General features: G+C 65.4%; 23 protein-coding genes, 1 pseudogene and 2 other annotated features. Of the genes and pseudogenes, 16 read left to right on the top strand and 8 right to left on the bottom strand.

What is annotated here, in order from left to right; translation table 11 throughout:
* Nucleotides 1-3: 3 nt before the first annotated feature.
* The gene (locus KF907_RS00480) at nucleotides 4-486 is read right to left on the bottom strand and encodes a hypothetical protein (protein ID WP_291216969.1); all 483 of its coding nucleotides are present in this window, start codon (nucleotides 484-486) and stop codon (nucleotides 4-6) included.
* A 26-nt stretch (nucleotides 487-512) separates the two neighbouring features.
* Nucleotides 513-998, bottom strand: coding sequence for a hypothetical protein (locus KF907_RS00475; protein WP_291216966.1), 486 nt, complete (start codon nucleotides 996-998; stop codon nucleotides 513-515).
* A gap of 191 nt (nucleotides 999-1,189) precedes the next feature.
* On the opposite strand from KF907_RS00475, the gene KF907_RS00470 reads away from it, so the two are divergent.
* From KF907_RS00470 to KF907_RS00455, 4 genes are all read left to right on the top strand, one after another.
* On the top strand, nucleotides 1,190-2,263 hold the full coding sequence (locus KF907_RS00470) for a hypothetical protein (RefSeq protein ID WP_291216963.1): 1,074 nt from the start codon (nucleotides 1,190-1,192) through the stop codon (nucleotides 2,261-2,263).
* A 111-nt stretch (nucleotides 2,264-2,374) separates the two neighbouring features.
* Nucleotides 2,375-4,492 (top strand): RelA/SpoT family protein, encoded by a 2,118-nt coding sequence (locus KF907_RS00465; RefSeq protein ID WP_291216960.1) that lies wholly within the window; start codon nucleotides 2,375-2,377, stop codon nucleotides 4,490-4,492.
* A gap of 184 nt (nucleotides 4,493-4,676) precedes the next feature.
* Nucleotides 4,677-7,199 carry a serine/threonine-protein kinase gene (locus KF907_RS00460; RefSeq protein WP_291216958.1) on the top strand — a complete coding sequence of 841 codons (2,523 nt, stop codon included), beginning with the start codon at nucleotides 4,677-4,679 and terminating at the stop codon, nucleotides 7,197-7,199.
* 26 nt (nucleotides 7,200-7,225) lie between these two features.
* A complete protein-coding gene (locus tag KF907_RS00455; RefSeq protein ID WP_291216955.1) occupies nucleotides 7,226-8,014 on the top strand; it encodes an NRDE family protein in 789 nt (262 codons plus the stop codon).
* Between the two features lie 123 nt (nucleotides 8,015-8,137).
* On the opposite strand, the pseudogene KF907_RS00450 reads toward KF907_RS00455, so the two are convergent.
* Nucleotides 8,138-8,473, bottom strand: a pseudogene (locus KF907_RS00450) (phage integrase N-terminal SAM-like domain-containing protein); the annotation flags it as partial.
* 268 nt (nucleotides 8,474-8,741) lie between these two features.
* Here KF907_RS00450 and KF907_RS00445 point away from each other — a divergent pair.
* From KF907_RS00445 to KF907_RS00435, 3 genes are all read left to right on the top strand, one after another.
* Entirely contained in the window at nucleotides 8,742-9,125 is a 384-nt protein-coding gene (locus KF907_RS00445; RefSeq protein ID WP_291216954.1) for a hypothetical protein, read from the top strand.
* 121 nt (nucleotides 9,126-9,246) lie between these two features.
* Entirely contained in the window at nucleotides 9,247-9,639 is a 393-nt protein-coding gene (locus tag KF907_RS00440) for a hypothetical protein (RefSeq protein ID WP_291216953.1), read from the top strand.
* Between the two features lie 126 nt (nucleotides 9,640-9,765).
* Nucleotides 9,766-10,074 (top strand): hypothetical protein, encoded by a 309-nt coding sequence (locus tag KF907_RS00435; protein ID WP_291216951.1) that lies wholly within the window; start codon nucleotides 9,766-9,768, stop codon nucleotides 10,072-10,074.
* Nucleotide 10,075: 1 nt separating this feature from the next.
* Here KF907_RS00435 and KF907_RS00430 read toward each other — a convergent pair.
* A protein-coding gene (locus KF907_RS00430; RefSeq protein ID WP_472843811.1) for an IS3 family transposase occupies nucleotides 10,076-11,307 on the bottom strand; the annotation gives its coding sequence in 2 pieces (ribosomal slippage) (nucleotides 10,076-11,019 and nucleotides 11,019-11,307; 1,233 coding nt in all).
* Nucleotides 10,913-11,029, bottom strand: a sequence feature (AL1L pseudoknot). (Overlaps the previous gene by 117 nt.)
* 380 nt (nucleotides 11,308-11,687) lie before the next feature.
* On the opposite strand from KF907_RS00430, the gene KF907_RS00425 reads away from it, so the two are divergent.
* The 3 genes from KF907_RS00425 (at nucleotide 11,688) to KF907_RS00415 (ending at nucleotide 13,198) form a co-directional block, all read left to right on the top strand.
* The gene (locus tag KF907_RS00425) at nucleotides 11,688-12,491 is read left to right on the top strand and encodes an SGNH/GDSL hydrolase family protein (protein WP_291216948.1); all 804 of its coding nucleotides are present in this window, start codon (nucleotides 11,688-11,690) and stop codon (nucleotides 12,489-12,491) included.
* Nucleotides 12,492-12,654: 163 nt separating this feature from the next.
* Nucleotides 12,655-12,942, top strand: a complete 288-nt coding sequence (locus KF907_RS00420) for a type II toxin-antitoxin system RelE/ParE family toxin (protein ID WP_291216947.1) — start codon at nucleotides 12,655-12,657, stop codon at nucleotides 12,940-12,942.
* A gap of 1 nt (nucleotide 12,943) precedes the next feature.
* Nucleotides 12,944-13,198: a helix-turn-helix domain-containing protein gene (locus KF907_RS00415; protein WP_291216946.1), complete on the top strand. Its 255-nt coding sequence runs from the start codon at nucleotides 12,944-12,946 to the stop codon at nucleotides 13,196-13,198.
* Nucleotides 13,199-13,929: 731 nt separating this feature from the next.
* Here KF907_RS00415 and KF907_RS00410 read toward each other — a convergent pair.
* Nucleotides 13,930-15,161 (bottom strand): IS3 family transposase gene (locus tag KF907_RS00410; RefSeq protein ID WP_472843810.1). Its coding sequence is split into 2 segments (ribosomal slippage): nucleotides 13,930-14,873 and nucleotides 14,873-15,161, totalling 1,233 coding nucleotides; the frame shifts between segments, so codons are not numbered across the junction.
* Nucleotides 14,767-14,883, bottom strand: a sequence feature (AL1L pseudoknot). (Overlaps the previous gene by 117 nt.)
* A gap of 324 nt (nucleotides 15,162-15,485) precedes the next feature.
* Between KF907_RS00410 and KF907_RS00405 the strand changes: the two genes are divergently transcribed.
* Complete coding sequence (locus KF907_RS00405) at nucleotides 15,486-16,199, top strand: HAD family hydrolase (RefSeq protein ID WP_291216944.1); 714 nt, start codon at nucleotides 15,486-15,488, stop codon at nucleotides 16,197-16,199.
* Nucleotides 16,200-16,252: 53 nt separating this feature from the next.
* Here the strand turns inward: KF907_RS00405 and KF907_RS00400 are convergent, their stop codons facing one another.
* Nucleotides 16,253-16,528: a hypothetical protein gene (locus tag KF907_RS00400; RefSeq protein WP_291216942.1), complete on the bottom strand. Its 276-nt coding sequence runs from the start codon at nucleotides 16,526-16,528 to the stop codon at nucleotides 16,253-16,255.
* A gap of 173 nt (nucleotides 16,529-16,701) precedes the next feature.
* Here KF907_RS00400 and KF907_RS00395 point away from each other — a divergent pair, with 173 nt between their 5' ends.
* On the top strand, nucleotides 16,702-17,304 hold the full coding sequence (locus KF907_RS00395; RefSeq protein WP_472843809.1) for a hypothetical protein: 603 nt from the start codon (nucleotides 16,702-16,704) through the stop codon (nucleotides 17,302-17,304).
* Between the two features lie 65 nt (nucleotides 17,305-17,369).
* On the opposite strand, the gene KF907_RS00390 is transcribed toward KF907_RS00395, so the two are convergent.
* The gene (locus KF907_RS00390; RefSeq protein WP_291216941.1) at nucleotides 17,370-17,786 is read right to left on the bottom strand and encodes a hypothetical protein; all 417 of its coding nucleotides are present in this window, start codon (nucleotides 17,784-17,786) and stop codon (nucleotides 17,370-17,372) included.
* A 235-nt stretch (nucleotides 17,787-18,021) separates the two neighbouring features.
* Nucleotides 18,022-18,561, bottom strand: a complete 540-nt coding sequence (locus KF907_RS00385; RefSeq protein WP_291216939.1) for a hypothetical protein — start codon at nucleotides 18,559-18,561, stop codon at nucleotides 18,022-18,024.
* 161 nt (nucleotides 18,562-18,722) lie between these two features.
* Between KF907_RS00385 and KF907_RS15395 the strand changes: the two genes are divergently transcribed.
* The 4 genes from KF907_RS15395 (at nucleotide 18,723) to KF907_RS00360 (ending at nucleotide 23,733) form a co-directional block, all read left to right on the top strand.
* Nucleotides 18,723-19,883 (top strand): ABC transporter permease, encoded by a 1,161-nt coding sequence (locus KF907_RS15395; RefSeq protein ID WP_472843808.1) that lies wholly within the window; start codon nucleotides 18,723-18,725, stop codon nucleotides 19,881-19,883.
* Between the two features lie 20 nt (nucleotides 19,884-19,903).
* Nucleotides 19,904-20,533: a DUF2238 domain-containing protein gene (locus KF907_RS00370; protein WP_291216937.1), complete on the top strand. Its 630-nt coding sequence runs from the start codon at nucleotides 19,904-19,906 to the stop codon at nucleotides 20,531-20,533.
* Nucleotides 20,534-20,733: 200 nt separating this feature from the next.
* Nucleotides 20,734-23,100 (top strand): amino acid kinase family protein, encoded by a 2,367-nt coding sequence (locus KF907_RS00365; RefSeq protein ID WP_291216935.1) that lies wholly within the window; start codon nucleotides 20,734-20,736, stop codon nucleotides 23,098-23,100.
* Between the two features lie 57 nt (nucleotides 23,101-23,157).
* Nucleotides 23,158-23,733, top strand: a complete 576-nt coding sequence (locus tag KF907_RS00360; protein WP_291216933.1) for an ECF-type sigma factor — start codon at nucleotides 23,158-23,160, stop codon at nucleotides 23,731-23,733.
* Nucleotides 23,734-23,741: the final 8 nt, after the last annotated feature.

Below are 23,741 nucleotides of genomic sequence, written 5' to 3'. Positions count from 1 at the left end.
GGTTTACTTGATGCGACGCACGCCGACGCGGCACTGGCACTGCTCGACGACGAGCAACCAGTTGCCAAAGGCCTTCGGTTTGATCGTGACCTCGGCGTTCTCGACCGTCTGCGCGTTGTAGGAACCGCCTTCGGCCTGCTGCCACTCCTGGCCATTGTCGAGTTTGAAGATGGTATTGCCACTCCAGCCACGAAACGTGCCGACGAGCTGGGCCTTGATCTGCACGCGCTCGGAATCCTTCGGTTTGAAGCCGCGCGCGTAGTCGCGGTCGCCGGCAGGTGCCGCTGCGGCCACTCTGGAGGCGACGTCACCCTGCAGCCAGGCGTTGAGGCCCTGCAGTTCCTCCGGCGTGAGTTTGTCGAGGCCAAACGCCTTGAACTGGGCTTCGCTGAGGCGCTCCTCCAGGGTTGGGGCACTCTGCGCGAAAGCGCCTGGCGCGGCAGCAAGGGTGGCCAGCAGGACGGCGAGGAAACGCGGGAAGTACATGCGATATCTCCGAAGACGATTGAAGGTCAGCCGACGCGCTTGACGCGGACGCTGCAGTTGCAGCCCTTGACGATCATGAGCCAACTGCCCATCGACATCGGCTTGACGATGACGATGGGGTTCCTCATGTTGACGTCGCCGCGCGAGCCCGATTCGCTTTGCTGCCACTTCTGGCCATTCTCGAGCGTGACGATGGTGCGTCCACTCCAGCCGCTGAACGTGCCGACGATGCGTGACTCGACGATCTCGCGTGCCGATTCATCCGGGTAGTAGTCGACCTTGCCGTCGCGCTGGCGGATCGGCAGCGCTGCGGCTTCGACGCCCTTCGAGCCGAGCCAGCGATTGAGGTATTCGAGCTGTTCAGGTGCGAGACGGTCAAGTCCGGCCGCCCTGAATTCCTCGATCGACATGCGTTCCTCGATGCGGCTGATGGTCGGGTCGGCAGCGGCGGCGGGCAGCGCGGTGGGCAGCACGGCTAGCACCGCGATGAGGACGTTCGGGCGTAAGGCCATCCTGAATCCTTGACAACGTGATCGACTAAACGAAAAAAACCTTTGTCTAACGGGAGGTTAACAGGTGCATCGAATACGGTCAGCAGGTACAATTGCAGCCTGTACAGTCTAGCATCGACCCGCCGTTTGGCCCGAGTCGGGTGGCAGGAATCGTGCATGGACTGTGCATCCCGTTTTTTCCGGATATACCGATGACACATCGCTTTGGTTCCTTGGCAGGCTCCTCCCTCGCCGCCTTTGTGGCCCTTGCGCTCGCCCCGCTTGCGCATGCCGAGATTTCCGTACTGGTCGGCGGCAGGCAGGCGACCAGCAACCCGAATGACCTGAACAACATGCTTGCCGGCGATCAGGCCACGCTGGCGCTCGCCGGCGACGTGCAGTTCGAGTACGAGGGCAAGGGCCCCGGGGTGACCGGGGTGCTGGCCTATCTCGATCGCCACATGTTCTGCGCCAACGTCCAGTCCGCCGTCGGCAATCTCGGTTTCGAGCCACGCTACCAGGCGTCGGGCGCTGCTGCTGATGTCTGGAAGTTTCCGGACTTCAAGGTCGGTGCGTTCGAATACCTGCCCACGGGGACCGGGTTCGCCATGCGCGCCGACCAAGTCCAGACGCCCGCCAGTCCGCTCACGCGTTGCCTGACCGCACTCCCGGGAGACACTGCCGCCGCGTGGAATGCCGATCGCGGTCTGTTCGGCAGCGGCTTCGGCGACTATCCAGGCGACACCTTCGATGCCGGGCCCGGTATCCGGCCACCTCAGGATTGGCCGTCCGGCTCGCACCAGAACTTCAAGGTGGTCGCCAAGCAGTTCCCTGGCCATGCATCGGGCCGCGAGGTCTCTCTCGTGCGCGTCGAAGTGCAGAAGGCAGTCGGTGCGGCGTCGCTCCGGTCGGTCGATGTCATGCTCGTCGATGCCTACAACAACAGCGTGCTGTCGGGGACGGTCGAGTGGTGTCTGCTGGATCCGTTGTCGGGCACTGACTACGACGACAACTGGGTGCCCCCGGCAGGCCTCTGTGCGGCTGTTCCGCTGTTCCCGAACACTGGAGTGCAGACGTCCCAGTTCGTGCGCCAGGGCCTTGGTTTCACCAACGGGTTCCATGCTCCTGCCCATGTGCTCGTCTCGCGTTCGGTCAGGGGCACCTCCTCCGCCGGACAACCGAGGCAGGCCTTTGCGGCGCTGCGCTTGGATCTCGCTGTCTCCTTCGGCGTGACGGAGGAGATGCAGGACTGGTATCTCGACGATAGCGTCTGGTACACGTACTGATCCCGCGCATGTGGTGGCGACGGCTTTCGATCCGTCGCCGACTATTTCCCGGTTCCCGCGCGGCGCCAGCAGGCGTGCTGCTGCGATCCGCGTCCGTCCAGCGGGAGTGACGTGAACGCTGCTTCCGACGATCGCACCGCTCAGGTCGCCGCACTCGACTTCGTCGATGCGAAGCTCGCCGCAGCCGATGCGGGCGTGCGCGCGGCATGGAATGCCACTGCGACCGAGCGCGACACGACCAAAGCCCTGCTCGCCACGCTCGGCACCGGTGAAGCGGCACAGGCGGCGCTCCTTCTCTACGAGGCCCAAGCGGCCGGAATCGCCGTAGACGAGGCCGAACTGCGTCCGTTCGGTACTGAAGTCATCGGGCTGGTCGAGGGCCAGCGCGCGGCCGAACGGGTGTGGTCGTTGCATGCGACGCGCAGCGGCACCAGCGGCAGTGCCGAAGGCCTGCGCCGCCTCCTGCTGGCGATCGTGCGCGACCTGCGTGTGGTCTTCATCCTGCTCGCGCGTCAGCTCGCACGCATGCGTGCCGCTGCCGCGCTCGATGACGAGCGCCGGCGCGCCCTGGCCCAGCTCACCATTGACATCCACGCGCCGCTGGCCAACCGGCTCGGCATCTGGCAGCTCAAGTGGGAGCTGGAAGACCTCGCCTTCCGCTATCTGCAGCCGGACACGTATCGGCGCATCGCCGATCTGCTCGATGAGCGCCGTGGCGACCGCGAGGCCTGGATCGCGGCTGCGCGCAAGGAACTCGGCGAAGCCCTGCGAGCCGCGGGCATCGAGGCTGATGTTGCCGGGAGGCCGAAGCACATCTATTCGATCTGGCGGAAGATGCAGCGCAAGGGTGGCGATTTCGCCGCGCTCCACGACATCCGTGCCCTGCGCGTGCTGGTAGCCGACGTGGCGACCTGTTACGCCGCGCTCGGCGTCGTGCATGGCCTGTGGCCGTTCGTCGCCGGCGAGTTCGACGACTACATCGCGCAGCCGAAGGGCAACAACTACCAATCGCTGCACACCGCCGTGATCGGCCCCGGTGGGCGCACGCTCGAGGTGCAGATCCGCACGCCCGACATGCATGCGCACGCCGAGCTCGGCGTCGCTGCGCATTGGCGCTACAAGGAAGGCGGAGGCGGTGACGCAAGCTTCGAGCGCAAGATCGCCTGGATGCGTCAGCTGCTAGAGGCGCGGGATCCGGCCGACGACGATGCGGCCCTGCTGGCTGGTTTTCGCACCGATGTCATCGAGGATCGTGTCTACCTGTTGACGCCGAAGGGACAGGTGATCGACCTGCCGCGTGGCGCCACCGTGCTCGATTTTGCCTACTCGATCCATACCGATGTCGGCCACCGCTGTCGCGGCGCCAAGGTCGATGGGCGCATCGTGCCGCTCAACTTCCAGCCGGCCAGCGGTGACCGCATCGAGATCCTCACCGGCAAGGTGTCCGAGCCGCGCCGCGACTGGCTGTCCGCGCATCACGGCTACCTCAACACCCATCGTGGCCGCGAGAAGGTACGCACCTGGTTCAAGCGCATCGATCACGAGCAGAACCTCGCCGCCGGCCGCGCCATGCTCGAACGCGAACTGCGCCGCCTTGCTCTTGGTGCGGTCGATCTCGAACGGCTGCCGGCCCAGCTCGATCTGCAGACCCTCGACGAGGTCCACGTCGGCCTCGCCCTCGGCGACATCACCGCGACCCAGGTCGCGCGCGCGCTGCACGAGCAGGTCGCGCCGCGCGAACGCAGCCAGCCGAAGGCGCCGCGACCGCCGCCGCGGGGGCGTGATGCCGTGGTCATCGACGGTGTCGGCAACCTGATGACTGCGCTCGCGCGTTGTTGCCAGCCGTTGCCCGGTGATCCGGTGCTCGGCTTCATCACGCGCGGGCGTGGCGTCAGCGTGCACCGCGCCGACTGCGCGCAGCTCGCGCGCCTGCGCGAGCGTGACCCGGCGCGCGTGGTCGAAGTCGACTGGGGCGGCGGCGCCGGGCAGTCCTACGAGGTCGACGTGCTCGTGCGTGCCTACGATCGCAAGTCGCTGCACAAGGACGTCACCAATGTCATCGCCGCGGCCAATGTGTACATGGTCGCGATCAATGCACGGGTCGACGCCGCCAGTGGCGAGGTTGCGATGCACTTCAGCCTGCGCGTCACTGATTTCGGCCAGCTCTCGGCCTTGCTCGCACGCATCCTTGCCGTGCCAAACGTGATCGAGGCACGCCGCCTGGCGTAAAAGGGGCTCGATTCTTGTCTGCCGCGAACGAAGCAATTCCCCGGGGATTTGGGGCGGCAGCAGCCGATTCGACCGTGCAGGGTTTGATCGGGGCAGGCCAGGGAACGGCTGGCGGGCCGCAAGCGCCTGATATGCTAGGCACCTCGCCCGCAGCGCGGGCCGATGCCCTGGATACGGACCGCCCGTGATCGAGATTCCCGGATACCGCCTGTTGCGCCAGCTCGGCCGTGGCGGCATGGCCACGGTCTATCTCGCCATCCAGGAATCGGTGGATCGCGAAGTCGCGCTCAAGGTCATGTCACCGGCTCTGCTGGCGGATCCGAGTTTCGGCGAGCGCTTCCTGCGTGAGGCAAAGATCGCCGCGCGCCTGCACCATCGCCATGTCGTGGGCATCCACGACGTCGGCCGTGCCGGTGACTATCACTACATCGCCATGGAGTACCTCGCTGGTGGCCCGGTACTGGGCAAGGACGGCCGGCCTCGCAGCGTGCCCTTTGCGCTGCGCGTGATCCGCGAGATCGCCACCGCGATCAACTACGCGCAGCAGAAGGGTTTCATCCACCGTGACATCAAGCCCGACAACATCCTTTTGCGTGACGATGGTTCGGCTGCGCTGACCGATTTCGGCATCGCTCGCGCCAATGATTCGTCGACGCGCATGACGCGCACCGGTGCGGTGGTCGGCACGCCGCACTATATGAGTCCCGAGCAGGCTCGCGGCCGGCCGATCGACGGACGCTCCGACCTCTACAGCCTCGGCGTCGTGCTCTACGAGATGCTGGTCGGTCGCGTGCCATACCACGCCGAGGACTCGCTCGCGGTCGGCATCATGCACATCACCCAGCCCGTGCCGGTGCTGGCGGGGACGCTGGCCGTGCTGCAGCCCTTGATCGATCGTCTGCTCGCCAAGGAACCGGCCGAGCGTTTCCAGACTGGCGCCGAAGCCGCCGCGGCGATCGCGCGTTTCGAACAGGCGATCACGTCAGGCGAATTGCCCGAACTCGCTGGCGAGCCGCCTGGCTTCCGTCGCGATGCGAATGGAGGAGCAGTGACGCCAACGCGCATCTCCTCGCGGCCATCGCCGGTGGAAATGCGCGCGCGGCATCGCGCCGAACCTTCGCTTGGCCGCCTCGACGAGATCGCCGCCGCCACCGACCAGCACATCCAGCGCGCCAGTCGCGCACGGGTGGCGGCACGCCCGGCGCGGCGCAGCCTCATGTCGCTGTGGGTGACGCTTGCCTGCGTGCTGGTCGGCGTGGCCGGCTTCTCGGTGTGGAAATACCAGGATCGCCTGCGCGCGATGCTGCCGAGCACCGAGCTCAACGACATCCTCGCCCGCGCGCAGCAGGCGCTCGCCGCGGACCGTCTCGACGGCAGCGCCGGCGAGAGCGCGCGCGAGCTGTTCCAGCGCGCCCGATCGCTCGACCCCGACAACGACATCGCGCGCCGCGGACTCGGCGAGGTCGCCGACCGCCTGCTCGCGCGTGCGCGAACCGCGCTCGAAGCGAACGATTCCGAAGGCGCGCGCGCGGCGCTGGCCTCGGCGCGTGAACTGCTCGGTGGTGGCAGCGCGGTCGAGGAGCTGGCACGTTCGATCGTGGCCGCTGAATCGCGCGGCAGCGAGGTGGAGGGACTGGTCAGCTCGGCGCGCGATGCGCTCGACGCCGGCCGCGTGCTTGGTGATGACGGCGCCGTGGCGCTGTACCAGCGTGCACTGTCGGCCGATCCTGGCAATGCCGTCGCGCGTGCCGGCCTCGCGCGCAGTGGCGAACGTCTGGATGCGCAGGCGCGCACGGCGCTCGATGGCGGCGACCTTGAGGAGGCCAACCGGCTGGCCGAGGAGATCGCCCGCATCCTGCCCGGCCATGCCGGATTGCCGGAGTTGCGCGCCCGCCTCGGACGCGCGCGTGACGACGCGGCCAAGGCGATCGAACAGGATCTCGCGCGCGCCGAAAGCCGGCTGCGCGCCGGCCGCGTGAGCGGCACCGCGGATTCCGCGCAGGCCGTGTTCGAGTCGGTGCTCGCGCGCGAGCCGGGCAATGCACGCGCCCAGGCTGGCCTGCGCCGCGTCGCCCAGGCCCTCGTCGTGCAGGCCAGTGCCGCGGTCGAGGACAGTAATCCCGGCGCGGCGGAGCGTTTGCTCAACGAAGCGGCGCGCCTTTCCCCCGACCTCGCCGAGCTACGCACCGCGCGCATCGAGTTGCGCGAGTTGCGTGAGCGCCTGGCGATCGCGGCATCCCGGCCGACGCTGACACCGGCCGATGTCGAGCGCGTCGGCAAGCTCGTCGCGGAAGCCCTCGCTGCGGTCGAGGCCGGCCGGCTGATCGAACCGCCTGGCAACTCGGCCTATGACAAGTACCGCGCCGCGCTCGCCATCGACGGCGACAACCGCGCCGCACTCGACGGCATGGCGCGCCTGCCGGCGCGCGCACGCACGCTGTACGACGAGGCGCTGGCGGCGAAATCGCTGCCGCGCGCGCGGGCGATGTACGAGGCGTACCGCCAGCTCGCGCCGTCCGACACCGCGGCGACTGCGATGCGCGAACGCCTCGTCGGCGCCTGGCTCGACGAAGCCGATGCGCGCATCGCCGACCAGCGCCGCGAGGATGCCGTGCGCGCACTCAAGGCCGCGCGCGAACTCGATCCGGGCAATGCACGTCTGGCCACCATCGAGCGCAAGCTCGAAGCTTCCGCACCGGCCGGCTGATCGGTCGCGGCACCACAACCGCCGTCATGTGCCTCCTGCTCGTCGCCGTCGAATGTTTCCCCGATTGGCCGCTGGTCCTGCTTGGCAACCGTGACGAATTCCATACGCGCGCCAGTGCCGTGGCGGCGCCGTGGCGCGAGGCAGCGGACGTCGTCGGTGGTCGCGATCTCGTCGCCCATGGCAGCTGGCTGGCGCAGCGCAACGACGGGCGTTTCGCCGCGGTGACCAACCTGCGCAGTGGCCTGCCGGCAAGCGCGCCGCGTTCGCGCGGTGCGCTGGTGCGCGATTTCGTGGTCGGTGCCGATGAAGCCGGCGAATACGCCGAACGCATCGTCGCCGTACGCGATCAGTTCGGGCCGTTCAATCTCGTGCTCGGCGAAGCTGGCACGGCGTGGCTGGTCGAAGGCGCCAGTGCGACATGCAGTCGCCTCGCGCGCGGCGTGCACGTGCTCAGCAATGGCCCCGGCCTGTCCGACTGGCCGAAGGCGCGGCGCCTGCGCGAGCGTTTCGTCGAAGCGACGCGGCGCGGCCTGGCCGATGACAAGACCCTGCTCGGCCTGCTCGCCGACCGCTGGCAGCCGGCCGATGCCGACCTGCCCGATACCGGCGTCGGTGCCGAACTCGAGCGCCTGCTCGCGCCGGTGTACATCACCGGCACGCGCTACGGCACGCGCGCCAGCACGCTCGTGCTGCACCACGTCGAAGAAGCGCCCTACCTGCGCGAACGCAGCTTCGGAGCGGATGGCCAAGTCATCAGCGACGTCGCCTGGCGCTGCTCCCCCGAAGGCGAGTGGGTGCCGGCGGAGGAGGGCTGATCCCAAGTTCCGCAGGGGCCCGATTACGGGCGGTGCTCTTCGACACGGGGGCACACGAAGGGGAAGCGCTGCTGAAGGTGCGCCTGTGGAAGAGGGGTGCTTCGTGGTTCGCCTGCCCACAGCCGCCAGCAAACCATGCAGCTCGCCGCTCGAAAGTACCACCGGCAGCTTGCGCGGCCGCTTCGCCCTCACCACGCCTTCCAGCCATGGCAAGTCGATCCGAAGGACATTGCGGTACAGGAACAGGATCGCCGACAACGCCTGGTTCGGCGTGCTCGCCGCCACGCGACCCTGCACGGCCAGTCCGCTCAGGAAGGCTTCAACCTCCGCCGCCCCCAACTCCCGAGGGTGTCGACGGCCACTGGCAAGGATGAACCTGCGGATCCATCCGGTGTACGCCCGTTCGGTGTGCAAGCTGTAGTGTTTGAGCCGCAATATGCGCCGAATCTCGTCGAACAGGCGCCGAGCGGGCCGGTCCGCCGCACCACTTGCTATCCCTCCGATCCATCGTGATATTCCATAACACCCCGCATCCGTCGACAACGCAGGGACGTTCAGTGAAATCCGTCGCCCCTGGAATCGGACAAAGGATTGATTTCATGCAGGAAAGCCGCTTGACGCGCACCGCGCCGATGCTGAACGATCCATGCTACACCTCGGATTCGGGGTCTACTTGTAGTTAGGCATCAATAGAGGGATTTCCGTGGACCAAGCAAAGAGCGACGCCTTGAAGAAGCAGCTCGAGAGCCAGCCAGAACCCCAGTTAGTTCCGATAGACAAGTTCTTTGACGGAAACGACGATGAAGGCTCGATCGGCTGCAATCTTTACCCTCACCCAGGCATTGGGTTGTTCCGCGATACATTGGTGGGGCTCCTGCAACGGCCTGATGTTTCGGCGGTGTATGCCCTAATCACTGAGCTCGACCCAGGCGATGACGCATGGCCGTTCTCGGATACCGTAGTAGTTACAGGCAACGTGACGCCTGAAGCGTTGCGCACAGCTATTGCGGATCTTCAGCCCGATGAGATTGGGCCTGCGGACTCAGATGCACTTGGTGACTCGTTACCGCAAGCAGACAGAGATTCCGCTCTTATTGCGTGGTGGGATTGATGCCTAACAATTCGTTCAAGCCGAAATTGCTTCGTGGCACCGTCTGCGTGCTTACGCTACGCTAGCACGCAGCCGTTGCCACTGCGCAATTCGGCTTAACTCAGGTGTTAGGCGGCTAATCATGCTCAAAAGGCTATTCGCAGTTCTGTTCGGCTCCGCAGTTGCCACCTCGCCAGTTGCGGCAGGTCAGTGGCTTGAGGGCGGTCTCTACGTGACTCCACAAGAGAACGGCAGGTTTGTCCCGCTCAAGATCCTAAAAGTGGACGACCATGGCGTACACATTCGCATCTACAGCAACGTGTATCCCGCACCTCCCTCGCACATTGATGAGTCCACCTTGTACATGGCGGGCGTAGACAAACGGGAGGAGGAACCCTTGGGCATGGGGCACCTCCCCGTATCCAATCAGAGCTTCTCTGGCTGGGAAGCCACGTTTGTTCAACAGTCGTCAGTGAACACCGAGGAGCTAGAGGGATATCAGATGTGGCTAGAGGCAGAGGGCGGATACTTCTAGGTACGCCGCCTAACAATTCGTTCAAGCCGAAACTGCTTCGCTACGGCAACGGCGTGGCAGGTTAAGCTTGCCACGCCGTCACCTGCGCTACGCAGTTCGGCTTAACTCAGGTGTTAGGCGGCAACCATGTCGGCGGCATCTTTGCCTGAAACATTCTTCGAAATGGCTCAGCGCGTCATTGCTGGCTATCCAGCACTTGTGCATCAATGGATCTCCGAGCCATCCGGCAAGCGCACGCTGAAGTTCCCCGCGGCCAGCGCCACGGGCTTTGACGTCGCGATTGAGGCCGAAGCTTATGGGCTCTACCCTTACGCCGGCGATTGGCATGGCGCGCCGTGGGACTACAACACGCCGCGCATGAGCTATGCGCAAATCGTGGAAGATTGTCTCGGTTTCGTGAACCGCCCCGGCTTTCGTGGAGGCTGTTTGGTTTAAGTCAGACCAGCTCGGCAACGGGCCTCTCGGCGAGTTGCCGGTAGTAGTTTGCCTCAGCCTCTGCCGGCGGGATATGCCCGATCGATCCGAGGAGGCGCTGGGTGTTGAACCACGACACCCATTCCAGCGTCGCCAGTTCCACCGCCGCCTTCGTCTTCCAGGGGCCACGGCGGTGGATCAGTTCGGCCTTGTAGAGCCCGTTGATGGTCTCGGCCAGCGCGTTGTCATAGCTGTCTCCTCGGCTGCCAACGGACGGCTCGATGCCCGCTTCGGCGAGCCGCTCGCTGTAGCGAATCGACACGTACTGCGAACCCCGATCGCTGTGATGGATCAGCGTGCCGTCACGCTCCGGCTGGCGTGCGTACAGCGCCTGCTCCAGCGCATCGAGTACGAAGTCCGTCCGCATCGAGTCGCTGACCCGCCAGCCCACGATGCGGCGGGCGAACACGTCGATGACGAAGGCCACGTACAGCCAGCCCTGCCAGGTCGAAACGTAGGTGAAGTCCGACACCCACAGCTGGTTCGGCCGTTCGGCGCGGAACTGCCGGTTCACCTTGTCCTGTGGGCACGGCACGTTGCGATCACTGATCGTCGTTCGCACCGCTTTTCCGCGCATCACGCCGCGCAGGCCCTGCTGGCGCATCAGTCGCTCGACCGTGCATCGAGCCACCGTGATGCCCTCGCGGCCGAGCTGTCGCCACACTTTGTTGGTGCCATAGACCTGCAGGTTGGCCCGCCATACCCGGTGGATCTCCGGAATCAGGGCCTCGTCGCGCTTCGCCCTCGCCGGGCGTCGCTCAGGCTCGCGATGGCGGGCCGCGTGTCGCCGGTAGCCGGACGGGGCGATCTGCAAGGCCCTGCAGATCGGCTCGACCCCGAATGTGCTCCGGTGCGTGGCGACAAACGTCCTCAGGGCTTCAGCCGGCGGTCGAGCTCCGCCTGGGCGAAAAAAGCACTCGCCAGCTTCAGGATCTCGTTGGCCCGGCGCAGTTCCCTGTTCTCGCGCTCCAGCTCCTTCATCCGCTTGGCGTCCGCGGTCGTCACGCCATCGCGCGTCCCTGCATCGACCTCGTGCTGCTTCACCCACGTCAGCAGCGTCTGCGGCACACAGCCGATCTTGGGGGCGATCGACTCCACGGCCGTCCACAGCGACGGGTACTCTCCGCGATGCTCCAGCACCATCCGGACTGCACGCTCGCGGACCTCAGGGGAAAACTTCTTCGACGTGTTCATGGCTCCATTCTCTCAAGAGTTGGAGCCTCCACGTTTCCCGGGGCGGTTCATCGTCCGCTCGCTTCTTTGCGCCGATTCCTCGCTGCAGGTGTTCTACTCAAACGGGCGTCCGTATCGCTGGGTTCTTGCTTACCCACTCGAGGGTCGGCCTGTCAGCGATCGTATGGGGCTCTTGCTCTTCAACTACTTCGGACGCAGGAGCGTGCGCACGTTTCAGAACCAGCAACTACCGCCTCGAGAGGCATTCAGTGTTGTGCCAGCCGCCTAACAAGCAGTTGCAGCGGACCGTGATACGGCGTCGCGCGCGCCGCACGTGCGTCGCGCTGGACACGTGGTTACGCGGCCGCTGAACTGCGGCGTTAGCTGCCTTTTGGAGACCTATGCGCATCTTGTGTTTCCTTTTCCTAATCCTCACTGCTGCTTGTTCGTCTGGCAATTCAACGCGAACATCAACACACAGCCATTCGGTCTTGTTTGTCGGAAACAGTCTCACATATGTGGGAAATACACCTGCGGTGTTCGATGCGTTAGCTCATGCAAACGGCGTCGAAATATCAAGCGATATGATCGTCAAAGGCGGCGCAACTCTCACCCAGCGCTTCAATGATGGCTCCATTGCCAGAGCCTTGGCTGCGAAGCGCTATACAGCTATTGTGCTGCAGGAGCGCGGTGGTGACCTCTTGTGCTCGTTCGGCCCTAACTCATGCTCAGATTCGCGGCAAACCATTCAGGCAATCGTCGCCCTTGCCAAAAAGGCTGGCGCCAAGACGTATCTACTCGGAACCTACCAAGACAACCCAGCAGCATCGGTTTCCCTTGTCGCAGCAGAGTCTGCCGCGGCTGCCGAAGCCGGTATACCGTACCTTGAAATTTCTCAGAAGCTACAAACACTTCGCACAGCGTCGCCCGCCTTGGGCTGGTTCGCCTCCGACGGCATGCATCCTGGCCCAGCATTGGTCTTGCTCAACGCAACCATCCTGCATCAAGCCTTGCTCGGAAATCCTCCAAAGCCAAATGCATTCACAGTCAATGCCCCAATCTACGGCACCACCAGCGGCTTGACCGAATCCGTACGTAACGCCGAGGATCCGCCGCCGCTGGCAACCACTCCAATCAGCATCGAGTACCCCGCAAGTGCACTTCAAACCCTGCTAAGGTTGCTAGATGCCCGGACAGGCAGCTAACAATTCGTTCAAGCCGACCCTACTTCGCTCCGGCAATTACGTGGCAGGTAAAGCTTGCCACGCATTTGCCTGCGCTACGCAGGTCGGCTTAACTCAGGTGCTAGGCAGCAGCCACACATCACTGGCACTTGACAGATCATATTTGTACTAGCCACAATGTGACATGTGGACGATCCTGGAACACCGCCAAGCGGACAAAGAGCTCTCCTCAGGGCGCGTGCCAACCGAGATCCTCAAGCGCTACGAGAAATGGAAAGACATCGCAATGCTCTCTGGCCCGCAAGGACTGCGCGCCATCAAAGGCTTCCGCGACGAAGCGCTCTCCGGAGACTGGGAGGGATTCAGGTCATCCCGACTCAACGAGCAATGGCGGGTCATCTACTCCGTGGAGGCCGCAGTCATGACTGTTCAGGTTGTTCGCGTCACCCCGCATGACTATCGGAAACGCTGATATGCGCAAGTTCATTCCAGCCAAGAAGCGCATCGACGTCACCCCTGGTGAGTCGGTTCGCATCATCCGCGAGCTGCAAGGCCTCAGCCAGACTCAGCTCTCGGCGCTCTGCGGCATCCCGCAGACTACTATTTCCAGCATCGAGAACGGTCGCGTCAACCTTGGAGTTGAGCGCGCCAAAGTGCTTGGCAGCGCCCTTCACTGCCATCCTGCCGTATTGGTTTTCCCGGGCTGGCAACTGGAATCTGCTGCCTAACAATTCGTTCAAGCTGAACTTGCTTCGCTCCGCCAACGGCGTGGCAGGTAAAGCTTGCCACGCCGTTACCTGCGCTGCGCAAGTCGGCTTAACTCAGGTGTTAGGCTTCACTAGGATTGTTCGTGCTAGATCCAAACCAATTCAACGTCAACGAAGCTTGGCTTGTCTTTCAGCTCAATGACACGCCAATCAACACCGCGCAAGACGGCTCGTTCAACGCAGTGTGCCTCATGGATGCGGCAAGTTGTTTCATCCTGGCTACTGCCATGGTGCCCACTAAGCAACACGAGCCATCTGAGTTGGAGGCAAAGCGTCTCTTCAAAACCGCGTGGGGTCACAAGCGGCAGTTCCCTTCAAAGCTATTTGTGCCAGCCGGGAAATTCGAGGCCACGCTCCCTGTCCAAGCAGCCCGCCACGGAGTTTCGGTTTTCGCGGTGCCGGAGAGAGAGCTTTCGGCTTTCACAACTGAGGCAAGGCAGGGCTTCAAAGAGCATGTTACGAACGGGCGTGCGCGGTGAAGCCTAACAACTCAATCCAGCGGACGCGCTCCGCTCCTCGGGTGTTATACGGTCAAGACATATGCCTAGCGCTACGATCAAAATCTATCTGCCACATGGCGATCCGAAGCGCTTACGGACTGGCGAGATTTCAAATTGGTCGGGAAAAGCCGTCGCTGGACCACGTACGGAACTTGAACCGCCCCGGCTTTCGTGGAGGCTGTTTGGTTTAAGTCAGACCAGCTCGGCAACGGGCCTCTCGGCGAGTTGCCGGTAGTAGTTTGCCTCAGCCTCTTCCGGCGGGATATGGCCGATCGATCCGAGGAGGCGCTGGGTGTTGAACCACGACACCCATTCCAGCGTCGCCAGTTGCACCGCCGCCTTCGTCTTCCAGGGGCCACGGCGGTGGATCAGTTCGGCCTTGTAGAGCCCGTTGATGGTCTCGGCCAGCGCGTTGTCATAGCTGTCTCCTCGGCTGCCAACGGACGGCTCGATGCCCGCTTCGGCGAGCCGCTCGCTGTAGCGAATCGACACGTACTGCGAACCCCGATCGCTGTGATGGATCAGCGTGCCGTCACGCTCCGGCTGGCGTGCGTACAGCGCCTGCTCCAGCGCATCGAGTACGAAGTCCGTCCGCATCGAGTCGCTGACCCGCCAGCCCACGATGCGGCGGGCGAACACGTCGATGACGAAGGCCACGTACAGCCAGCCCTGCCAGGTCGAAACGTAGGTGAAGTCCGACACCCACAGCTGGTTCGGCCGTTCGGCGCGGAACTGCCGGTTCACCTTGTCCTGTGGGCACGGCACGTTGCGATCACTGATCGTCGTTCGCACCGCTTTTCCGCGCATCACGCCGCGCAGGCCCTGCTGGCGCATCAGTCGCTCGACCGTGCATCGAGCCACCGTGATGCCCTCACGGCCGAGCTGTCGCCACACTTTGTTGGTGCCATAGACCTGCAGGTTGGCCCGCCATACCCGGTGGATCTCGGGAATCAGGGCCTCGTCGCGCTTCGCCCTCGCCGGGCGTCGCTCAGGCTCGCGATGGCGGGCCGCGTGTCGCCGGTAGCCGGACGGGGCGATCTGCAAGGCCCTGCAGATCGGCTCGACCCCGAACGTGCTCCGGTGCGTGGCGACAAACGTCCTCAGGGCTTCAGCCGGCGGTCGAGCTCCGCCTGGGCGAAAAAAGCACTCGCCAGCTTCAGGATCTCATTGGCCCGGCGCAGTTCCTTGATCTCGCGCTCCAGTTCCTTCATCCGCTTGGCGTCCGCGGTCGTCACGCCATCGCGCGTCCCCGCATCGACCTCGTGCTGCTTCACCCACGTCAGCAGCGTCTGCGGCACACAGCCGATCTTGGGGGCGATCGACGCCACGGCCGTCCACAGCGACGGGTACTCCCCGCGATGCTCCAGCACCATCCGGACTGCACGCTCGCGGACCTCAGGGGAAAACTTCTTCGACTTGTTCATGGCTCCATTCTCTCAAGAGTTGGAGCCTCCACGTTTCCCGGGGCGGTTCAAAGCATGCGCAAGGGGAATAGGCGGGTGCAACCTAACAATTCGTTCAAGCCGAACTTGCTTCGTTACACCAAAGCCATGGCAGAAGAAGCTTGCCATGGCTTTGCCTCCACTACGCAGGTCGGCTTAACTCAGCAACTGTCTTGAAGCGGGTCGTACCGTCGTAAACGGGCTCCTCCGGAAGAGAGGTGTTTCGTCGAGCGGGGGCAAGATCACCCTTCGGCGGCAACGGGCGCACGCTAGAATCCGTCCCCCGCAACGATTGGTGGGCGCGTGATGCTCGAACTGGTGGGTTTCGACGGCGACGATACGCTCTGGCACAGCCAGGACTACTACGACGCCGCGCAGGCCGAGTTCGAGCGCATCGTCGGCCGGTACGTCGATCTCGCCGACGCGCGCGTGCACGATCGCCTGCTCGCGATCGAGGCTGGCAACATCCACGTTTTCGGCTACGGCGCCAAGGGCATGACGCTGTCGATGATCGAGGCCGCTTTCGACATCACCGGCGGCCTCATCAGCTCGGGCGACCTGCATCGCCTGGTTGGCCTTGGCAAGGAGGTGCTGGCACATCCGGTTGAACTGCTACCCGGTATCCGCGAGGCCGTCGAGCAGGTCGCCGCAAGGCATCGCATCGTGCTCATCACCAAGGGCGATCTGATCCACCAGCAGGCCAAGGTCCGGCGCTCGGCGCTCGGCGACCTGTTCCATCGCATCGAGATCGTGTCGGAGAAGGACGCTGCGGCCTATGCGCACGTGCTGCGCGAGTGCGGTGTGGAGGCGACGGCGTTCGCGATGGTCGGCAACTCGCTGCGCTCGGACATCGCCCCGGTGGTCGCGCTCGGCGGCTGGGGCGTCTACATGCCCTACCACTCGACCTGGTCACTCGAACTCGAGCCAGGTTTCGAGTCCGGTACGCAGCGCGTCATCGAGATCGGCGACGCCGGCGGCATCGCCGCGGCTATCGAGCAGGTAGCGCTGCGCGCGCAGTGACGGGTCGGCGATCTGCGTGGCTGCCCGAGGATGTGGGCGGCGTCCGCCGCCGCTCAGGCCGCTGCGCGCATCAGGCTGGCAGTGACTTGTTCGACGCGGCTGCGCGCCGCTTCCATCGTGGCATGCAGTTCCATCGTCGGTGATGCGTCGGCATTGCGCGACGACCACCAGGCCAGGGCGAAGCCGCCGCTGGGCAGCGGGCCGGAGATCCCGGCGACCGGCACGTTGTCGATGAGGGCGACTGAAAGACGCCCTTCGCCACGCGTTTCCCAGCCGATGCGAGGGCGGGTGGCGAAGATCTGGAGCGGTTTGCCGAACAAGCTGGCCATGCGTGTTTCCCCTGTACCGGGCATGGGATGCCCGCAGTAGGAGGAAGCAATTGGCGTGCCATGAATTGTGGGTGCGCCAGGTCATTGATTGGATTGAGGTTCGCGCGGGGTGGGAGGGTACCCGTTGGTTTCCTGCGCTTGCGATCATGCCGCGCGCCGTCTAGTTTGGCCGAATGCGCGCATTCCCGTTGACCGTTCTGATCGCCCCGCTCGTCGCCTGCACGAACCCGCAGGTTGCGCGGAATCCAGTCTCTTTGCCCGCCGATGCCTTCTTCGCTCGTCTGCAGGCGCTGTGCGGACAGGCCTTCGAAGGACGTCTCGCCGTATTCAATGAGGCCGATGCGAAGCTGTTTGCCGGCCCTGCCGTCATGCACGTGCGTACATGCACGGCCGGCGAGGTGCGCATCCCGTTCCATGCCGGCACCGACCGTTCACGCACTTGGGTCGTCACGCGCACGCAGGAGGGCCTGCGCCTCAAGCACGACCATCGCCATGAGGACGGTACTTCCGATACGTTGACGATGTACGGCGGCGACAGCATCGCTGCCACGGCGGGCAGTGCTGCGCGTCAGGAATTTCCGGCCGATGCCGAATCGAAGGCGATGTTCCTCGCCGCTGGTCTCGGCGTTTCGGTGGATAACGTATGGGCGATCGATGTCGAGCCGGGCCGGATGTTCGCCTACGAACTGCGTCGGCCGAGCCGCCATTTTCGCGTTGAGTTCGATCTGTCCAGGGCGGTCACGCCACCACCTCCACCGTGGGGCGTCGAGCCCTGAGCGAACGGGCCGCGAAAAAAAGGGGCGCCTCACGGCGCCCCGGAAGATGAAACGAGGCTTGCGACTCAGCCGCCGACCGCGGCCATGCCACCGAAGATGCCCAACAGCGCGGTGCCGAAGGCAAACACCAGGATGACGCCCAGGATGATCTGGATGATCAACTGCACGAGGGTGACGAGGGCGGCCTTGCCAAAACCCAGTTGGCTGCCATCGGGCTTTTTCAGCAACAGGTTGGTGATGGCCGAGTAGACCAGGAAGACGACGACCAGCGACACCAGGCCGGCGAAAGTACCGTTGCCGAGCACCATGCCAAGGATCCAGCCCACGATCATGGCTGCGATGAACTGGACGACGACGACAGCTACCGCGCTCAGGAACTTCGGCATGAAACCAGCGGCAACGCGTGCTGCGAGCATGAGGATGCCGGCACCGACGGCGATGCCGATAACAAGGGCGACGATCATGTAAAGGATGGCGGTCATGGATTCTCCCCGGAGTGTTGGTTGGTTGTGCAATGGATGGCGCATCCTGCGCGCATTGCTTTCGTGGCGTCCGTGACGGGCGCTTCCTGGCGCGGCGCCATGATGCCCTGAATCAACACGCAAAAGACCGCGGCCAAGGGACATGACAGAGTGAACGCTTTTGCCGCGGGGGTGTTCGCAAGCGGACATCGGGAACCCTGTCCGGTCCCGGAGTCACCCATTAAATCCATTTAAATCAGATGGTTGTATTTCCATCCCGGGGTTGGCACGAGGTGTGCTCCAGCATCGGCATGGATATCGCCCGCCCCGAACTCAAGCAGCGCAAACGCGTCGCCCGAGCCCTGGTCGGCCAGCCGTCGATCCTGCTCGCCGGCGAACCGACCGGCAACCTCGATTCGAAGAATGGCGAGGCGGTCATGCAGCTGCTCGACGAATTGCATGGGTCAGGTTCGACGATCTGCATGGTCACCCACGCCCGCGCTACGCCGACTTTGCCGACCGCAAGATCTTCATGTTCGACGGCCGCGTGGTATACGAAGAAACCATGCACCGCCTGCGACACGAGGAAGACCAGCGCCTGCTGCGCCCGGCGCGTGGCACGGGCTGATCCACCACCTTCGATCGTGCCTGCCGGGAGCCTGCCGATGCTTGCCGCATGGAGCCACGACATCCGCCACACGCTGTGCATGCGGTCCTGCCAGCGCCGGTCTTTGATGAGAGCGACGATACGATGGAGAGCGTGGTGGTGAATGCCTCGCTTGACGATCTTCTGCATGCGCTGCGTGCCGCGCGCGTCGCGCCGATGGAGGCGTTGAGCGATGAATAGTTCATTCTGTTTGCTGCCCCCGCTTTGCAGGGGAAGGGAACAGAGCAGCGCCGCATGATGAACCGACGCCACGCTCCCAGGTCCGCCTTCCACCGCTCCGCGAGGTCCCCATGAACCTGTTCACCAACGGATTCCGCCAGGCACTTCGCGGCATCGCCACGCATCGCGCGGCGTTCGCCCTGCCGACGCTGCTGCTCGCGGCCGGGCTCGGTCTTGCCATTGCCATGGCCTGCGTGATCGATGTGGTGCTTCTGCGCGCGCTGCCTTATCCGAATGCCGAACGTGTCGTGCAGGTCAACGAGATCGACGGGAACGGCCGCAGCATGGACCTGACCGGGCCGAACGTGACCGACCTGAGCGACGGCGTCGCCATGTTCGAGAAGGCCACGCACTATGGCGACGGTGACGCCACCATCGCTATCCCCGGACAGATCATGCGCAGTCACGTTGCCTTCGTCGGCGGCGACTTCTTCGGTGTGCTCGGGCAGGCGCCGCGGCTCGGGCGTGCACTCGATGCGCGCACCGGAGCGACCTCCGCAGTGATCGGCCATGCGCTGTGGCAGGGCTTGTTGCAGGGACGCGCCGATGTGCTCGGCAGCGGCATTTCGATCGACGGCAGTGACTATACGATCGTCGGGGTGATGCCACCGGGCTTCGGTTTCCCGCACGACAGCGCGGCCTGGGTCGGCGTCGATGCCACGATGCTCGGCTGGAGCCGCAGCGCGCACAACTGGTCGATGCTCGCCCTGCTTGCATCCGGCGATGGCCTCGTGCAGGCAAGACTCGAGGCGAGCGCGTTGGCCGCGCGCCTGCTCGCCGCGCACGGTGAGACGATGGACGCGCGCGGCTTTGCCATCGTGCCGCTCGCCGAGGTGATCGCCGCACCGGTGCGCACGGCGCTCGGTGTGCTGCTGGCCGGCGTGCTGTTCCTGCTCGCCATCGCAGTGACCAACGCGATGAACCTGCAACTGTCGCTGGCAATCCGGCGCGAGCGCGAATTCGCCGTGCGCGCCGCGCTCGAAGGGAGCGGTGGTGTCTGCCTGCGCTGGACGCATGCGGTAGACGGCCTGATCGTCGAGATCGTCGACGGCGGCCCCGGCCTGCCGCCGAGCGAGAACCTGTTCGTGCCGTTCTTCACGACCAAGCCCGGTGGCTCGGGCATCGGTTTGGTGCTCGCGCGCCAGATCGCCGAGGCGCATGGCGGCCGCGTGACGCTGGAGAACCGTGCCGATGCGAAGGGTTGCCTCGCGCGCCTGTGGTTGCCGGCATGATTGCGCGGGCCAGCCCTATGATGACCCAGCCGGCACGTCGGCATGTGCCGGCGATCCTGCTGGCACTGTTCATCGGGCTGTCCGTCGTGCTCGGCATCGCTCCGGCGACGCGAGAGGACTGGCTGCTGGAGAATGTCCTGGTCGTGCTCGCGCTGGCCTGGCTGGTCCATTCGTATCGCCGCCTGCCGTTGTCGGATGCGGCCTATGCCTGTCTGTTCGTGTTTGGTGTACTGCACGAGATCGGTGCGCACTACCAATACTCCGCGGTGCCGTACGAGGCCTGGTTCGCCGCGATCAGCGGCGGGGGTTCGCTCGACGCAATGTTCGGCTTCGAGCGCAACCAGTACGACCGCCTGGTGCATTTCCTCTACGGCGTGCTGGTGACGCCGGCAGCGGTCGAGGTGATCGAGGCGCGGGTGCGGCCCCGGGGAGTCTGGCGCTTCCTCGTGCCGTTCACCTTCATGGCCTCGCATGCGTTGGCCTATGAACTTTTCGAGTGGCTGGCGGCCAGTCTGTTCGGCGGCGATCTCGGCGAGGCCTATCTCGGCACGCAGGGTGATGCCTGGGATGCGCACAAGGACATGGCCCTGGCCGTGCTCGGCAACGCACTGGTGTTGCCGGTCTGGCTGCGCCGCATGCGCATCCGCTGACACACTCCGCTCTTCATCGCAATCATCGAAAGGCGTCGCGCCTGAAGGCGTTCCTGCAGGCAAGGCTTCTCCCTGTGTGTGGAGAGATGGGCGTGTGTTTGCGGAATGGCTTGACGCACCACATCCCCGGTGGTCCAATGCGCGTCCATTTGGACGTCCATACGTCCAAATGAATCGTGCATATGAACGAGGAGCCAGGCATGCGATCGCGCGTCATCAAGTTCGGCGGGACATCGCTCGGCGATGCGGCGCGCATCGCGCGCGCGGCCGAGGCCGTGCGCGCGGCGCGTGCCGAGGGGGCGGTGGCGGTGGTTGTCTCGGCGATGGCCGGCGTGACCGACCGCCTGCTTGCGGTCCTTGGGCAGGCTGCGGTTTCGCCGCGCAAGGCGCTGGCCGCCCTCGACGCATTGATCGAAGAACACCGCGCGGTGGCGCGGGCACTGGCTTTCGTCGAGCCGACCGAGGCGCCGTGGTCGCTCGACCGCCTTGGCGAGCGTTTCCATGAGGCGTTGTGGGCGGTTGCCGCAGGAAGTGCCCCGGCGCGTGACATCGTGCTGGCTGGCGGCGAGAAGCTCTCGGCCTGGTTGCTGCTCGGCGCCGTGCAGGCGCGCGGTGTCGATGCAGCGATCGTGCCGGCCGAGGTGCTGATCCGCGCCACGCGCGACGGCGCCCGCGTCGAAGTGGACCAGGTGGTCACGCGCACGCGGATCCACGCTCGCGGCGAAGCGTTCTGGCGGCCCCTCGTGCGCATCATGCCCGGCTTTACCGGCGCCGACTCGGCGGCGCGCACGCTCACGCTCGGACGCAATGCCTCGGACTACAGCGCTGCGCTGCTTGCCGCCGCGCTCGGCTGGCCGCTCGAGATCTGGACCGACGTCGCCGGCTGCTACAGTGCCGACCCTCGCGATGTCGTCGGTCCGCGTCTCTTGCGCCGGCTTTCCCTGGTCGATGCGCACCGGTTCGCGCGCGCCGGCGCCAGCGTCATCCACGCACGCACGCTCGAGCCGCTGCTCGACGCCCCGGTGCCGTTGACCATCGTCAACAGCTTTGCCGCCGACGGCGAAGGCACGCGTATCGGCGGCGCCGAGGCCGAGCCCTTGCGTGGCATCGCGCGGCGCGATGACCTCCACCTTGTGCGCGGACCTGCCGCCGACCAGGCCAAGGATGTGTTCGATCGTGGCCGAGACGTCTGCGCCGACATCTCGGTTGCACTCATCGGCGAAGACCGGTGCGCAGGCGACGAAGCCGTCGCGGTCGGCACGGTCAGCATCTTCGACGATGCCCTGGGCATCGGCGTGCTGCCGCGATGCCGACGCGTGCTGGCCGAGGCCGGCATCGTGCCGTATGCACTTTGGTGGTCCGCCGCCGAACGCGCCGTGCGCGTCGCCACTGCACGCCCGGAGACGAAGGCTGCGGTTCAGGTCCTGCACCATGCGCTCCTCAGCGGCAACGGTCCGGCCGGTGTGCATGTCGCCCTGGTCGGCGCCAGCGGCCGCGTCGCCCGGCGCGTGCGCGAACTGCTCGCCGAGCAGGAAGCCGCACTCGCCGCGCGTGGCCAATGCATCGGGGTGGTCGCCGTGACCACTTCGTGCAAGGCCGTGATCGCCGCAGAGGGCATGGCGCTGGGTTCGATCGACGCCCGGATCGCTGGCGCAGCGGCGGCCGACATCGATGACTGGTCGCACGATCTGCTCGCCCTGCCGCTGCGGCCACTGGTGCTGGTCGATTGCACGGCCAGTGCCGAGGTTGCCGCTCGCTATCCGGAGTGGCTGGCCGCAGGCATCGACGTGGTCACGCCGAGCAAGCATGGCCCAGCGGCGGACGCCGTGCTGGCACGCACGATCGCCACGGCAACTGCCGGTTCGGGCGCACATTTCCTCTATGAGACCTCGGTCGGCGCACAGCTGCCGCTGTTGCGCACGCTGCGCGAGCTGCACAGTGCCGGCGACGTGGTGGAATCGCTCGAAGCCGTGCTCTCGGGCACGTTGTCGTTCGTGCTCGCGCGTGTCCGCGAGGGCACGGCCTTCTCGGCAGCAGTCCGCGAGGCGGTACGCATCGGCTATGCCGAGCCGCACCCGGGGATCGACCTCGCCGGCATCGATGCCGCGCGCAAACTCGTCATCCTGCTGCGCGCGCTCGGCATCGCCGTCGATCTGGCCGACATCGATTGCACGCCGCTGGTCGATCCGGCCGTGCTGGCCGAGACCGATGCTTCACGCCTGCTGGACAAGCTGGCTGCGCTCGACGCGCACTGGCGTGCCGCGGCGGAACTGGCGGCGGCGGCAGGCGAATGTTGGATCTACCGTGCACGCTACGCCGACGGTGTTGCGTGCCTGCGGCCGGAACGCGTGCCGCTGGGTGATCCACTCGGGCGCCTGGCCGCCTGCGAGAACGCGCTGCGGCTGCGCAGTCGCTACTACCGCGATGCGCCGTTGACCATCGCCGGGCCCGGGGCCGGGATCGATCTGACCGCGGCGGGTGTCTTCGCCGATCTGCTCGACGTCGCCGCACGCCATTTCCCTGCCGTGCCGATGTCGGCACGCGAGCCGCTGCGCGCGGTTGCCTGAAGCGGTTGCGGAGCCAGTAGGCACGGGTCATGATCACCCCGTCACCGGGGAGTGGACTTGGACATCACCGAACTGATCGAGCGCGCGCGCAACGGCGATCGCCGGGCCGGTGAGAGCCTGTTCGCCTCGTTGTATTCGGAGCTGAAAATGCTCGCGCGCGGCCAGCTTGCCGGTGGCAACGCGCCGCTGCATGCAACCTCCCTGGTCCACGAGGCCTACCTCAAGCTGGCCCGCGGTGCCGACATCGAGATCCGCGACCGCGAGCATTTCTACGCGATCGCCGCGCGTGTCATGCGCCAGATCATCGTCGACCACGTGCGTGCTCGTGATGCGCAACGGCGCGGTGCCGGTGAAGCGCCGCTGGAACTCGGCGACGGCGCCCTGGCGATCGCCGCGGAACAGCGTGGCGACGACGTGCTCGCGCTCGAGGAAGGCCTCGAGAAACTCATGGCGCTCGATCCTGCCCTCGGCCGACTGGTCGAGATGCGGTTCCATGCCGGGCTGGAGCTGTCCGAGATCGCCACGATCGTCGACCGCTCGGAGCGCTCGCTCAAGCGCGACTGGCGGCGTGCGCGCGCCTTCCTGCACGCGCAGATCGGTGGCGCGCCGGCATTCGACGACGCATCCGAATGACCACTGGC

This window comes from Dokdonella sp. (assembly GCF_019634775.1).
In the GTDB taxonomy this organism is placed as follows: Bacteria; Pseudomonadota; Gammaproteobacteria; order Xanthomonadales; family Rhodanobacteraceae; genus Dokdonella.
The sequence above is the reverse complement of the archived record's forward strand: the minus strand, read 5'-3'. Positions and strand labels throughout refer to the sequence as shown.